11 protein-coding genes are annotated in these 13,176 nt (G+C 70.0%); 7 read left to right on the top strand and 4 right to left on the bottom strand.

Annotated features, from left to right (window positions below; translation table 11 throughout):
- Window positions 1-70 precede the first annotated feature (70 nt).
- Window positions 71-1,522: an RICIN domain-containing protein gene (locus ACIO3R_RS30450; protein WP_402110194.1), complete on the bottom strand. Its 1,452-nt coding sequence runs from the start codon at window positions 1,520-1,522 to the stop codon at window positions 71-73.
- Between the two features lie 419 nt (window positions 1,523-1,941).
- On the opposite strand from ACIO3R_RS30450, the gene ACIO3R_RS30445 reads away from it, so the two are divergent.
- Window positions 1,942-2,937: a LacI family DNA-binding transcriptional regulator gene (locus tag ACIO3R_RS30445; protein ID WP_385032675.1), complete on the top strand. Its 996-nt coding sequence runs from the start codon at window positions 1,942-1,944 to the stop codon at window positions 2,935-2,937.
- 67 nt (window positions 2,938-3,004) lie between these two features.
- Here the strand turns inward: ACIO3R_RS30445 and ACIO3R_RS30440 are convergent, their stop codons facing one another.
- On the bottom strand, window positions 3,005-4,009 hold the full coding sequence (locus tag ACIO3R_RS30440; protein ID WP_385032705.1) for a LacI family DNA-binding transcriptional regulator: 1,005 nt from the start codon (window positions 4,007-4,009) through the stop codon (window positions 3,005-3,007).
- A 272-nt stretch (window positions 4,010-4,281) separates the two neighbouring features.
- On the opposite strand from ACIO3R_RS30440, the gene ACIO3R_RS30435 reads away from it, so the two are divergent.
- From ACIO3R_RS30435 to ACIO3R_RS30410, 6 genes are all read left to right on the top strand, one after another.
- Complete coding sequence (locus ACIO3R_RS30435) at window positions 4,282-5,208, top strand: carbohydrate ABC transporter permease (RefSeq protein WP_385032678.1); 927 nt, start codon at window positions 4,282-4,284, stop codon at window positions 5,206-5,208.
- A gap of 3 nt (window positions 5,209-5,211) precedes the next feature.
- A complete protein-coding gene (locus ACIO3R_RS30430) occupies window positions 5,212-6,192 on the top strand; it encodes a carbohydrate ABC transporter permease (protein WP_402110192.1) in 981 nt (326 codons plus the stop codon).
- 65 nt (window positions 6,193-6,257) lie between these two features.
- The gene (locus ACIO3R_RS30425) at window positions 6,258-7,592 is read left to right on the top strand and encodes an ABC transporter substrate-binding protein (protein WP_402110191.1); all 1,335 of its coding nucleotides are present in this window, start codon (window positions 6,258-6,260) and stop codon (window positions 7,590-7,592) included.
- A gap of 226 nt (window positions 7,593-7,818) precedes the next feature.
- Window positions 7,819-8,577 (top strand): (5-formylfuran-3-yl)methyl phosphate synthase, encoded by a 759-nt coding sequence (locus tag ACIO3R_RS30420; RefSeq protein WP_402110189.1) that lies wholly within the window; start codon window positions 7,819-7,821, stop codon window positions 8,575-8,577.
- Window positions 8,578-8,585: 8 nt separating this feature from the next.
- On the top strand, window positions 8,586-9,989 hold the full coding sequence (locus ACIO3R_RS30415; protein ID WP_402110187.1) for an aldehyde dehydrogenase family protein: 1,404 nt from the start codon (window positions 8,586-8,588) through the stop codon (window positions 9,987-9,989).
- Between the two features lie 2 nt (window positions 9,990-9,991).
- A complete protein-coding gene (locus tag ACIO3R_RS30410) occupies window positions 9,992-11,080 on the top strand; it encodes an alcohol dehydrogenase catalytic domain-containing protein (protein WP_385032693.1) in 1,089 nt (362 codons plus the stop codon).
- 42 nt (window positions 11,081-11,122) lie between these two features.
- On the opposite strand, the gene ACIO3R_RS30405 is transcribed toward ACIO3R_RS30410, so the two are convergent.
- Together ACIO3R_RS30405 and ACIO3R_RS30400 are read right to left on the bottom strand one after the other, a co-directional pair.
- Window positions 11,123-12,019 carry a class I SAM-dependent methyltransferase gene (locus ACIO3R_RS30405; protein WP_402110185.1) on the bottom strand — a complete coding sequence of 299 codons (897 nt, stop codon included), beginning with the start codon at window positions 12,017-12,019 and terminating at the stop codon, window positions 11,123-11,125.
- Between the two features lie 220 nt (window positions 12,020-12,239).
- A complete protein-coding gene (locus tag ACIO3R_RS30400) occupies window positions 12,240-12,773 on the bottom strand; it encodes an EF-hand domain-containing protein (RefSeq protein WP_402110183.1) in 534 nt (177 codons plus the stop codon).
- Window positions 12,774-13,176: the final 403 nt, after the last annotated feature.

The raw sequence follows: 13,176 nt of genomic DNA, 5'->3' as shown, positions 1-13,176 counted from the left end.
AACACGGGAACTCGCCCGCGCAGTCGTGCCGTGCGTCGCTGAGGGCCGGACGGGTGGGGGCCCGCGCCGGTCAGGCGGCTGAGCGGTGCCACTTCTGGTTGTCACCGGCGTTGCAGGTCCACTGGACAAGCGGCGTGCCGTCGGCGGTGGACTGGTTGGTGACGTCGAGGCACTTGCCGCTGTGCCGGGCGGCGAGCTGTACGGTCGTGCCCGTCGCGGTCACGGTCCACCGCTGAGCGGCCGCACTCTCGTCGCAGCCGGACTGGACGACAGCAGCGCCGTCGGCCTCGGACGCGTCGCGGACGCCGAGGCACTTGCCGCTGTGCCGCAGCATGATCCGCACCGAGCCGTTCCCGGCGTCCTTGAACCAGAACTGCTGGTTGACGGCGTTCGCATCGCATGACCACTGGATCAAGGCAGCGCCGTCGGCGGTGGACCGGCCGGCGGCATCCGCGCACTTCCCGCTGTGCGCGGCCGACAGGGTCTCCCAGGTGCCGAGGCCCTTCACCGTGCCCGCCGCTGTGTCGATGCCGACCTGCGGGAAGTACTCCATGCTCATCGTGTCGTCGGTGGGAAACGTCAACGGCAGCCAGACGTACAGGGAGTCCTCGACGGTGCCGCCCATGGAATCGCCCCAGCGGTCTCCCATATACAGGTACGAGGTGCCCGAGGTGCCCGAGGCGCCCTGGACGGGCAGGACGTAGGCGGTCTGCGAGCCGTACGCGGTGGTGTCGCCGATGTCCTTCAGGCCGCTCCAGGATCCCGTGACGCTGGTGGCCGTGCCGTACTTCTGCTGGTTCGGTGACCAGCCGGTGGCACCGGAAGTCAGCAGGAAGTACACGCCGTTGCGCTTGAACATGGCCGGGGCCTCGCGCGACTGACCCGCCCAGAGCTTCTGCACCTGCGACTCCACTGCGGTGTAGTCCGCGGTCAGCCGGTACACGTGCAGATCAGCGTTCTCGTTGGCCGCCGAGACCATGTAGCCGGTGCCGTCGGTGTCGACGAAGGTGGTGATGTCGCGTGACATGTGATCCAGCGGACGGAAGCTGCCGCGCCAGGTGTAGTCACCGTCCACCGTCGAGGAGACCGCGACCGCGGCCCGCGCCTCTGAGTAGTCGTTGGCGCCCTCCTTGTGCATCCACATCACGAACTGGCCGGTCGCGCTGTTGAACATGACCTTGGGCCGCTCGATGTTGGCGGACCGGAGCTCCGGATCGGTGGCCTGGGTCAGAACGTGGTTGCGGAACTCCCATGACTTGAGGTCGGTGGAACGGTAGGCGGAGACGTACCGGAAGGAGTTGTCGGCGTTCCGGTTCTCGCCGAACCAGTAGTAGTACTGCCCCACTTTGACGACCCCGCCGCCATGGGCGTGCACGGGATCGCCGTTCGGATCGGTGAACTGAGTGGCGTTGGTGACGGTGAGGGAGGCTGCCTGAGCGGTGCCCAGGGCGCCGAGGAGGGACAGCAGGAGGGCGGACAGAACGGCCATGGCCGTTGCCACCCCGAAGGGCTTTCGTCGCATGATCGCGTACCTCTGACTGTTCGGTGGACAGAGCAGGACCGCGCATGAGCCAGGCAAGAACCTGCTGGAGCAGGCGCGGCGGCCGAGCCGGGACGGGCAGCGGAAGAAGGCCCGAGTGCGGCCCCCAGGCCGGGGTGCGGAAGACGGCCGCTCCGCCGCGTTGGTGGATCAACCCTTCATGTTCGCGTAAACACGAGCGGTTTCGGGGGAGAGTTTGGGAGTGTCGCCCAGGCCTGTCAAGGACTTGCGCAAGAACGCCCACCGGTTTGACCCGCCGCTATGTTTGCGTCACCATGCAGGCGGAACAGGCTGCTGCCGTGCAGCGGTCAGAATCCTGAGTCCCAGCGAAAGGCCCGTACATGGCGACGGAGAAGAGACCCAGGTCGCCGCGTTCGCGCCCGCCCCGCCAGTGGCCCTCCATGGCGGACGTGGCAGCGAGGGCCGGCGTCTCGTCGCAGACCGTCTCCCGGGTGGCGAACAACCGCGAGAACGTGGACGCGGCCACGCGCGAGAAGGTGCTCTCCGCGATGCGCGATCTCGGCTACCGCCCCAACACCGCGGCCCGCGCACTGGTGACCGGCAGGTTCGGCGCCCTGGGTGTCGTCAGTTTCGACGTCGGCGCGCACGGCAACGCCAGGACGCTCGCCGCGATCGCCGACGCCGCCCGCGAGGCCGACTACTCCGTGAACTTCATGGGTGTGCGGACCCAGACGGAGGCCGCCGTACGGCAGGCGTTCCAGCATCTGATGCTTCAGTCCGTCGACGGCATCGTGCTGATCGAGTCCCAGATACTCGACACCCCGTCACTGCACCTGCCCCCCACCATGCCCGTCGTCGTCGCGGACGGCGACACCGGCCACCGCTACCCCAACGTCGACTTCGACCAGGCCCACGGCACTCACAGCGTGGTCGCCCACCTGCTGGGCCTCGGCCACCGTACGGTCTGGCATGTCGCCGGACCCCGCGACTCCTTCGCCGCACGGCGGCGCGCCGAGACCTGGCAGCGCACCCTCACCGAGTCGGGCGCCCCGGTTCCCGAGGTGCTGCACGGGGACTGGACCGCGGAGTCGGGGTACCGGGCGGGCCGGGAGCTGGCCGGCCGGCCGGAAGTGACCGCGGTGTTCGCCGCCAACGACCAGATGGCGCTCGGCCTGATGCGGGCGCTGCACGAGGCCGGCCGCGACGTGCCCGGCGACATCAGCGTCGCCGGCTTCGACGACATCTCCGAGGCCGCGTTCCTGCACCCTCCGTTGACCACGGTGCACCAGGACTTCGACGTCGTCGGACGGCACTGCGTCGCCCTGCTGCTCGACCAGATCAACGGCAGGACGGACGGACCGCACCGGATGGCCGTGGAGCCCGCCCTCGTCGTACGGGCCAGCACGGCACCCCCAGCGGCCGGACCGGGCTCCTGAGCACGAGGAGTCAACCGCTTCGGCCCGAGGCGCACGCCCTGCGCCACGGCACTCCCCCTGATCCCCCTCACTCCTCCCCGACGGCGTCCGCCGGGCACGAGGCCGTGCTCCTGCGGACCACCAGGCGGGTCGGCACGAGCGTCGTACCACCCCCGGGGCTCCCGCCGCGGAGTTCCCGCAGCACCGCGTCGACGCACAGCTCCCCCACCCTGGCGAAGTCCTGGTGGACCGTGGTCAGGGGAGGGATGTAGGAGGCGGCGTCCGCGATGTCGTCGAATCCGACGACGCTGATCTCCTCCGGCACGCGCCTGCCGCGCTCGTGCAGGGCCCGCAGGACCCCCAGAGCCATCTGGTCGTTCGCCACGAACACCGCGGTGCAGTCGGCCTCGTCCGCCAGCCGGAGACCCGCCTCGTAGCCGGACTCGGGGGTCCAGTCGCCCCGCAGCGGGGGCGGCACCTCGCACCCTTCCTCGCGCAGTGCCGCCGCCCAGGCGGCCTCGCGACGGCCCGCCGCGAACGACTCCTCGGGTCCGGCCAGGTGCCAGACCGTGCGGTGCCCGAGCTCCAGCAGGTGCCGCACGGCCAGGCGCGCGCCCTGGTGCTGATCGGTGTCCACGACCTGGAACCGATCACCGGCGTCCGAGTCCACGACGACGACCTTCACATGGGGCGGCAGCGTCAGCGACGTCGTGTCGACCAGATGCACCTCCATGATCAGGACGACCGCGTCCACCGCGAGCTCGCCCAGCCGCGTGAACGCTCCTCTGACGTTGTCCTGGGTCGGGGCGTCGAGCGGGATCAGCGTGACTGCGTAGCCGGCCCGGGACGCGCAGTTGGCGATGGCCTCCAGGGTCCGCACACTGCCCGTGCTGGAGAGGCTCATCGTGATGACGCCGATGGTCCGGAAGTCGCCGCGCTTGAGGGCGCGGGCGGCGCTGTTGGGCCGGTAGCCGAGTTCCTTCATCGCGTCCAGCACCTTCTGCCGGGTGCTGTCGATGACGGCCGGGTCACCGTTGGAGACCCGGGAGACCGTCTGCGACGAGACGCCGGCGGCCTGCGCGACGTCCGCCATGGAGACGCGGCGCTGCCGCCCTTTCGCGGTACGCCGGCCCTCGCTGTCGGCCGTCCTCCCGAGAGCGGCCGTGTCCTTGTCCGTCACCAGAATCCTTCCTCTCACTACCGCTTCGTGCTTGACGCCCCCCAGCGGGAGTGTCACCATCACGCTACCGATGATTACGTAAACATTTCACATCGGGCCAGCCTCCACCCGACCGTCTCGGGCCCGAAGGCCCCTCCCCTCTCCCCTAGTCCGGACCGGTCGGTCACCGACACAAGGAACCAGTCATGACGCTCTTGTCGACGCCCGCGAAGGCCGCACCACCACCCCGCCCACGCGTACGATCCCGCCTCCGCAGGGAGGCCCTCGTCGGCTGGGGATTCGCCGGTCCGTTCGTCGCGGTCTTCGCGCTCGTCTTCCTCGCGCCGATCGGATACGCCCTCTACCTCAGCCTGTTCCGCGACCGGCTGATCGGCGGCAACTCCTTCGTCGGACTGGACAACTACCGTCAGGCGCTGACCGATCCGCAGTTCTGGGAGGGGCTGGCCAGGGTCGGGCTCTTCCTGGCCGTGCAGGTGCCCGTGATGCTGGGCATCGCGCTGCTGGCCGCGCTCGCGATCGACAGCGGGAGGCTGTACGGCAAGGCCTTCTTCCGCATCGCCATCTTTCTTCCCTACGCCGTGCCCGCCGTGGTGGCCAGCCTCATGTGGGGCTTCATCTACGGCACCAGGTTCGGCCTGGTCGGCAACATCAACGACGCGTTCGGCGTCTCCCTGCCCGACCCGCTCTCCCCCTCGCTCGTGCTCGCCTCCATCGGGAACATCGTGACCTGGGAGTTCGTCGGCTACAACATGCTGATCTTCTACTCGGCGCTGAAGGTCGTCCCCCGGTCCCTGTACGAGGCGGCCGCGCTCGACGGAGCCGGCGAATGGCGGCTCGTGACCGCGGTCAAACTGCCCGCCATCCGCGGCGCTCTGGTCATCGCGACGATTTTTTCGATCATCGGCAGCTTCCAGCTCTTCAACGAGCCGAGCATTCTGCAGAAGCTCGCCCCCAACGCGATCACGAGCGACTTCACACCCAACCTTTACACCTACTCGCTGTCCTTCTCCGGTCAGCAGCACAACTACGCAGCGACCGTGGCGATCGTGATGGGTGTCATCACCGCGATCATCGCCTACACCGTCCAGCTGCGCGGCATGCGGAAGGGCTGAGCCATGAGCGCGTACGTCTCCAGCACCGTCTCGACCCCCTCCGACCCCACGGACCCTTCCGGCCCCTCGGCCTCCAGGGGGACGACCGATGCCGCCGGTCCGCGGGCTCCGCGGCGCCGACGCCGCCCCCACACCCCGCTCAACCCGCGCCCGAGCATCCGGCTGACCTTCCTGACCGGGCTGGTCCTTGTCTACACGCTGCTTCCGCTCGCCTGGCTGGTCATCAACTCGACCAAGAACCAGAAGAGCCTGCTCGACTCCTTCGGCCTGTGGTTCGGAGACGGCTTCAACCTCTGGGACAACATCTCCCGCACGCTCTCCTACGACGACGGCGTCTTCGTCCGCTGGCTGCTGAACACCCTGCTGTACGTGGCCGCGGGAGCGGGCGGCGCCACCGTCCTCGCCGTCCTCGGAGGCTACGCGCTGGCCAAGTACAACTTCCCCGGACGCCGCGCGGTGTTCGCGGTCGTCATCGGTGCCGTGGCCGTGCCGGGCACGGCCCTGGCGGTGCCGACCTTCCTGATGTTCAGCAACATGGGGCTGACCAACACGCCCTGGGCCGTCATCATCCCCTCCCTCATCTCGCCGTTCGGGCTCTACCTGATGTGGGTGTTCGCGGCCGAGGCCGTACCCACGGAACTCCTCGAAGCGGCCCGCATCGACGGCTCCGGCGAGCTGCGGACCTTCTTCCGCGTCGCGCTGCCGCTGCTGATGCCGGGAACGGTCACCGTGCTGCTGTTCTCCATGGTGGCGACGTGGAACAACTACTTCCTGCCGCTGATCATGATCAAGGACCCGGACTGGTACCCGCTCACGCTCGGCCTCAATGCCTGGAACTCCCAGGCGCAGACGGCCGGCGGCGAGGCGGTCTTCGACCTCATCATCACCGGCTCACTCCTCACGATCGTACCGATCGTCGCGATCTTCCTCCTGCTCCAGCGGTACTGGCAGTCGGGCCTGGCCGCGGGCAGCGTCAAGGAATGACCTCCGCCCCTCCTCACCGCTCCATCCCTTTCCCTTTCGCGCACACCGAACCAGGAGCACCACCCATGAGAACGAACAGCACCCGACGGCTTCTCGGTGCCGTCGCCACGGCCTGCGTGCTGGCCATCGGCGCGACGGCCTGCGGCTCGTCCGACCCGGCCACCGACGGCGGCACCGAGAAGGACGTCAAGTCCGCGCTGCGGAAGGGCGGCAAGGTGACCGTGTGGGCCTGGGAGCCCACGCTCAAGAAGGTGGCGGCCGACTTCGAGAAGAAGTACCCCAAGGTCGACATCGAACTCGTCAACGCAGGTACCGGCGACAAGCAGTACACCGCGCTGCAGAACGCCATCGCCGCCGGTTCGGGTGCCCCCGACGTGGCGCAGATCGAGTACTACGCGCTCGGCCAGTTCGCGATCGGCAAATCCGTGGAGGACCTCTCCGGCTACGGCGCCGCCGGGTACGACAAGACGTTCACCACCGGTCCGTGGAACGCGGTGAAGTACGACAAGTCCGTCTACGCGCTGCCGATGGACTCGGGGCCGATGGCGCTGTTCTACAACAAGAAGGTCTTCGACAAGCACGGCCTCAAGATCCCGACGACCTGGGACGAGTACGTGGAGGCCGCGCGCACCCTGCACAAGGCCGACCCGAAGATCTTCATCACGAACGACACGGGCGACGCGGGCGCCACCACCAGCCTCATCTGGCAGGCCGGGGGCCGGCCCTACAAGGCCAAGGACACCGACGTCTCGATCAATTTCGGGGACGCCGGCACGAAGACCTACACGAACACCTGGCAGAAGCTGCTCGACGAGGACCTGGTCGCCCCGATCAGTTCCTGGAGCGACGAGTGGTACAAGGGCCTCGCCGACGGCAGCATCGCCACCCTGGCCATAGGCGCCTGGATGCCCGCCAACTTCACCTCGGGCGTCTCGTCGGCGTCGGGAGACTGGCGGGTGGCCCCGCTCCCGCAGTGGACCAAGGGCGACACGTCCAGCGCGGAGAACGGCGGCAGCTCCCTCGCCGTGCCGAAGGCCGCCAAGAACAAGGAACTGGCCTACGCCTTCATCAAGTACGCCACCACCGGCGCCGGCGCCTCGGCCCGCGTCGCCGAGGGCGCCTTCCCCGCCACGAAGGCCGACCTGGAGTCGAAGGCGTTCCTGGAGACCCCGTTCCCCTACTTCGACGGCCAGAAGGCCAACAAGATCTTCGCGGACTCGGCCGCCGATGTCGGCACCGGCTGGTCGTACCTGCCGTACCAGGTGTACGCGAACTCCGTCTTCAACGACACCGTCGGGAAGGCGTACGTCTCATCGACGCCTCTGGGCAAGGGACTTGAGGACTGGCAGAAGAAGACGGCCAAATACGGCAGCGATCAGGGTTTCAACGTCGGCAAGTAGCCCACGGGTGCGGCGGCCGTGATCTCGTCTCGCGGCCGCGCACCTGGTCCGGACCGGCGTGGACGGCGGCCTGCGGCGCGTGGCCGGGCCGGGGCAGTGACCCGTTCTGACTCCGCACGCCCTGCCGGGGACGACGGCCCGCCGCGATGATGAGCGGACGGCAAGTGATCCACGGCTCCGCACGCCGGCCCCTGGGCCGGTGGACCTGCGGTGGAAGGAATCCACGTTGTTGCTTCTCATCTCCCCGGACGGTGTCGAGGAGGCCCTCGACTGCGCGAAGGCGGCGGAGCACCTCGACATCGTCGATGTCAAGAAGCCCGACGAGGGGTCGCTCGGCGCGAACTTCCCTTGGGTCATCAGGGAGATCCGCGATGTGGTCCCGGCGGACAAGCCGGTCTCCGCCACCGTGGGGGACGTGCCGTACAAGCCCGGCACGGTGGCGCAGGCGGCACTCGGTGCGGCTGTCTCCGGGGCCACGTACATCAAGGTCGGCCTCTACGGATGCACGACGCCCGAGCAGGCTGTCGACGTCATGCGAGGGGTCGTCCGGGCGGTGAAGGACTACCGGCCGGACGCGTTCGTCGTCGCCTCGGGGTACGCCGACGCCCACCGGATCGGCTGTGTCAGCCCGCTCGCGCTGCCCGACATCGCCCGTCGCTCCGGCTCCGACGCGGTGATGCTCGACACCGCGGTCAAGGACGGGACCCGGTTGTTCGACCACGTTCCGCCCGACGGCTGCGCGGAGTTCGTCCGGCTGGCGCACGCGGCCGGTCTGCTCGCCGCCCTCGCGGGCAGCGTCAAGGCTGCGGACCTCGGCGCGCTGACCCGCATCGGCACCGACATCGTGGGGGTGCGCGGGGCGGTCTGCGAGAGGGGCGACCGCAACGCCGGGAGGATCCGGCCGCAGCTGGTGGCCGCCTTCCGGGCCGAGATGGACCGGCAGGCCCGGGAGCACGCCGCGACCGCTCCCGCTGCCGCGGGCTGACCGCCGGTATGCCGAACTGCCGGCCCTGCCGCGCGCCCCACACGCGCGGCGGGCGCTTCACCGTCATCGATCCGGCGACGGGCGAGGCCTTCGACGACGCCCCCGACCAGCAGCCGGGCGAGTTGGACGCCGTTGTCGGCCGGGCCCACGAGGCCTGGCGGAGCTGGCGGACCGACCCCGCCGCCCGCGTCACCGCACTGCTCGCGGCCGCCGACGCCGTGGAGGCCGCCGGGGCCGGCCTCGCACCCCTGCTCACCCGCGAACAGGGGAAGCCTCTGGCCGAGTCGTACGCGGAGATCGCCCGCACGGCGGCCCGCCTGCGCCACTTCGCGGAGCCGGCCCCCGGGCCCCGGCCGATCACGGACGGCCGGCCGGTCCGCAGCGAGATCCGCTGGCGGTCGCTCGGGCCGGTCGCCGCGATCGTCCCGTGGAACTTCCCCCTCCAGCTCGCCTCGGCGAAGTTCGCTCCCGCGCTCGCCGCCGGCAACACGGTGGTGCTAAAACCATCCCCGTTCACCCCCCTTGCCACCCGGTTGCTGGCGTCCGTCGTCTCCGCCGCCCTCCCCGAGGGCGTACTGACGGTCGTCACCGGCCGTGAACCCCTCGGCTCCCGCCTCGCGTCCCATCCGGGGATCCGCCATGTGACCTTCACCGGTTCGGTACCCACCGGTCGGGCCGTCGCCGAGGGAGCGGCGGCCTCGCTCGCCCGGGTCACGCTGGAGCTGGGCGGCAACGACGCCGCCATCCTGCTGGACGACGTGGAGGTGGAGCGGATCGCGGAGCGGCTGTTCTGGGCGGCGTTCCGCAACTGCGGGCAGGTCTGCATGGCGGTCAAGCGCGTCTACGCCCCGGCCCGGCTCTGCTCCTCCGTGGCCGAGGCGCTCGCGCAGTACGCGAAGTCCGCCGTCGTGGGAGCCGGGCTCGACCCGGGCACGCGGCTGGGGCCGGTCAACAACGCCGCCCAGCTGGCCCGGGTCGAGCACCTCACGGCCCAGGCCCTGGCGGACGGCGGCCGGCCTGTCGCCGGTGGCCACCGGCTGGACCGGCCGGGCTATTTCTTTGCCCCGACGATCCTGGCCGATGTCCCGTCCGACAGTCCGGTGGTGACGGAGGAGCAGTTCGGCCCCGTCCTGCCGGTGCTGCCGTACGGGAGCCTCGACGAAGCCGTCGAGGCGGCCAACGACACCTGTTACGGGCTGGGCGGCTCGGTCTGGGGGACCGATGTCGACCGGGCCGAGGCAGTGGCCGACCGGCTGGAGTGCGGAACGGCGTGGATCAACCACCACGCGGAACTGTCCCTCGCCCAGCCCTTCGCGGGCGTCAAGGAGAGCGGGGTCGGCGTCGCGGGCGGGCCGTGGGGGCTCTACGGAAACCTCAGGCCGTTCGTCGTGCACCGTCCGCGGGAGGTCTGACGATGAAGTTCGACGCGGCGGTCCTGCGTGCGTACGAGAGCCCGTTCGCCGTCGAGGAGGTGGTCCTGAACGCGGGGCCGGCCGAGGGCGAGGTCCTGGTCAGGATCGCGGGCTGCGGGATGTGCCGGACCGATCTCGCGGTACGGCGTTCGGCGGGGCGCTCACCGCTGCCTGCGGTGCTGGGCCACGAGGGCGCCGGGGTGGTGGTGGAGACGGGTGGCCCGGACACCGGCCTGGGCATCGGTGACCATGTCGTGCTGGGCTTCGACTCCTGCGGCCACTGCCGGACCTGCCTGGGCGCGGCCCCCGCCTACTGCGACTCCTTCGCCTCGCTCAACCTCTTCGGCGGGCGCACGGAGCACGCGGCGCGGTTCAAGGACGTGGGCGGGGGCGGGCTGGCACCGCGCTGGTTCGGCCAGTCGTCGTTCGCCGAGTACGCGATGGTGCCGGCCCGCAACGCCGTCCGGGTCGACCCCTCGCTGCCCCTGGAACTGCTGGGCCCGCTCGGCTGCGGCTTCCTCACCGGCGCCGGAGCAGTCCTCAACTCCTTCCGGGTCGGCCCCGGCGACACCCTCGCGGTCTTCGGCGCCGGGGCGGTGGGTCTCGCCGCGGTGATGGCGGCCACCGCCGCCGGGGCGGTGACCGTGGCCGTCGACCGGTTCCCCGAACGGCTGGCCCTCGCCGAGTGGTTCGGCGCGATCCCGCTGCGCACCGGGTCCGCCGGGCTGGCCGACCGTATCGTGGGCCGGACCGACGGCGGCGCGCAGTACGCGCTGGACACCACGGGTTCCGCACCGCTGGTCGACGAAGCGCTCCGGTCCCTGCGCCCGACCGGCCATCTCGGGCTGGTGGCACGGCTCCGCACCGCTCTGCCGATCGAACCGGGGTCGCTGGACCGGGGTCGCAGGATCTCCCACATCTGCGAGGGGGACGCGGTGCCGCGGCTGTTGATCCCGAGGCTGACCCGGCTGTGGCAGGCCGGGCGGTTCCCCTTCGACCAGCTGATCCGGACGTACCCGCTCGTCGACATCAATGAGGCCGAGCGCGACTGTGACGCGGGCCGCGTGGTCAAACCGGTCCTGATTCCGTAGGGAAGGGGCGGAGGAGAGGGACCGGGCCGGCCGGTGGCGGGGTCACGGGTGTGGCTTGTTCGCGAACGCCCACCGATTGCCCGCCAGGGCGTCGTTCCGCTCGGGCAGCGGACCGCGTCCGTGGTGGCGAGTGAAGTCGAAGGGGGTGTGGACCGATAGGGACCAGCCCTGGTCCGCCAGATGGCCGGCGGAGTCGGGCCGCGGCTCTCTGTCGAACAGGTTGAGCAGGTCGATGCCGATCTGCTGTGTCGTCGAGGTGTAGAGGGGGCTGTCGCGGTATTCCAGCAGGTCCTTGTCGAGTTTGACCTCGAAGGCCAGGGCGCTTCCTCCCGCGCTCAATCCGTCCACCGTGTCGATGAGGTAGGTCTCGGCGGCGTTGGGCAGGTAGAACAGCAGTCCCTCGGCGAGCCAGACAGTCGGTGCGGCCGTGTCGAACCCGGCGTCGGTCAGCGCCCCGGCCCAGTCGGCGCGCAGATCGACCGGGATGGGCACGCGTGCCGCCTTGGGGGCGGCCGACAGCCCGTCGAGCACCCCGTGCTTGAACGCCAGCACGCCTTCCCGGTCGATCTCGTAGATCACGCAGCCGGGAGGCCAGTCGAGCCGGAACGCTCGGGAGTCCAACCCGGCTCCGAGCAGGACCACTTGGCGGGCGCCCGCGCGCACCGACCGGAGGAGGTAGTCGTCGAGGACCCTCGTCCGCAGACCGAAGTAGCGCGCGAACCGCCCCCACAGCGGGTTCGCGTCCCCGTCGGGAGCCTGTTGGATACGGACCGGCCAGCCCGCGGACGCCGGTGCGGCGAGCACGAAGTGCTCCGCGAAGACGTCCCGCGCGAGGGAGTCGTCGCGGTGGGTCTCGATCGCCCGTGCCGCGGCGACCAGGAGGGCGGTCAGGCCGACCCCCTCCTCCACCCCGGTGTCCCGTTGCGCCATGCCGACCACGTGCCCTTCTTGAGCCGAGCTGGGGACCACGCACGTGAGACGAGCCGGGACCACGAAGAGCGAGAAATGCGCATTCCGGCCCCGCGGTGCACCGATGGAGCGAATTCCGACCGGCTGAAGAATTCCAGCCGCCCGGCGAATTCCGGCGGATTCCGGAGGATTCCGACCGAGTGCGGTACGTCAATCCGTCACGGATTCCTTTTGGGAAAGGGTCCGTGTTTCAGACTGCCGCGCTGCCGACGAGGTGGTCACCCGGAATTCCCGCCTTGTCCGGGCTGTAGTAGTCCTTGATGCCGATGACCCAGGTCGCGACCTCGACCTGATCGGCATCCGAGGGTTCGAACGCGTCGAAGAGTGCGTCGATGTTCGGGCGCCCGAAACCGATCGCGGTCATCAGCGCCATGAAGAGGGGCCGCTCGATGAGCCCGTCCCCGTCCGGGTCGCCGAGCGCGGCGAGGGACTCGGCGAACTCGCTGATCGTCAGGTCGAAACGCTCCGGTGACAGGACGCAGGCGGCGTACTCGTCGTAGGTGATCCTGCCGTCGCCGTCGGCGTCCAGTTCGGCGCGCAGGGTCGACCAGTAGCGCCGGAAGGCGGCCACCATCGCCTCCTTCGCCGCGTCGTCGGAATCGAGTGCCGCCTCGACGACACGGCTTGCCATGAGTTCGAAGTCGTCGGCTTCGAGGACACCGTTTCCGTCGGCGTCGAACAGGGTGAAGACGAGCCTGACCCGATGGGTCGCCTCTACGCGCACAGCCCCGCCACCTTTCTTTTGGCCACGCCTTGCCGGGTGGCACAAAAGGAATCAATGAATGATCGGTCACCGCACTTACCGGCCCGATCCGGACTCCGGACTCCGGCCGTCCCTTTACTATCCGGCCGACGCTCATCCCTGCACGAAACATCCATCAGGATTCACCTGAACGGGTGCATTTCACCGCGGTGAAGTGTGCCGCGAACCGACGGCACGTCGACGCAGGCGAGGGGTGGCACCCCAGCCACCGGCCCGCCCGCCCGACCACCCGTGCGGGCGAGCGGAGCCGCGGCCGCGGTGCTGCCACGGCGTGGAGAGACCGTACGGATTTCCCGCACGGGGGTAGGCCCCCGCCCGCTCTTGCTATACCTTCCGTCTAACAGCTTGCTAGACGTGACGTCTA

Origin of the sequence: Streptomyces sp. NPDC087428 (genome assembly GCF_044744085.1) — a bacterium.
Lineage (GTDB): Bacteria > Actinomycetota > Actinomycetes > Streptomycetales > Streptomycetaceae > Streptomyces.
This window is presented reverse-complemented; position numbering and strand designations above follow the sequence as displayed.

Coding starts and splice junctions, on each gene's coding strand:
- ACIO3R_RS30440 (WP_385032705.1), bottom strand. CDS start 4,009: ATGGCGGACGTCGCGCAGGCCGCCGGCGTCTCGTCGCAGACGGTCTCC.
- ACIO3R_RS30430 (WP_402110192.1), top strand. CDS start 5,212: ATGAGCGCGTACGTCTCCAGCACCGTCTCGACCCCCTCCGACCCCACG.
- ACIO3R_RS30410 (WP_385032693.1), top strand. CDS start 9,992: ATGAAGTTCGACGCGGCGGTCCTGCGTGCGTACGAGAGCCCGTTCGCC.
- ACIO3R_RS30425 (WP_402110191.1), top strand. CDS start 6,258: ATGAGAACGAACAGCACCCGACGGCTTCTCGGTGCCGTCGCCACGGCC.
- ACIO3R_RS30415 (WP_402110187.1), top strand. CDS start 8,586: ATGCCGAACTGCCGGCCCTGCCGCGCGCCCCACACGCGCGGCGGGCGC.
- ACIO3R_RS30450 (WP_402110194.1), bottom strand. CDS start 1,522: ATGCGACGAAAGCCCTTCGGGGTGGCAACGGCCATGGCCGTTCTGTCC.
- ACIO3R_RS30435 (WP_385032678.1), top strand. CDS start 4,282: ATGACGCTCTTGTCGACGCCCGCGAAGGCCGCACCACCACCCCGCCCA.
- ACIO3R_RS30445 (WP_385032675.1), top strand. CDS start 1,942: ATGGCGGACGTGGCAGCGAGGGCCGGCGTCTCGTCGCAGACCGTCTCC.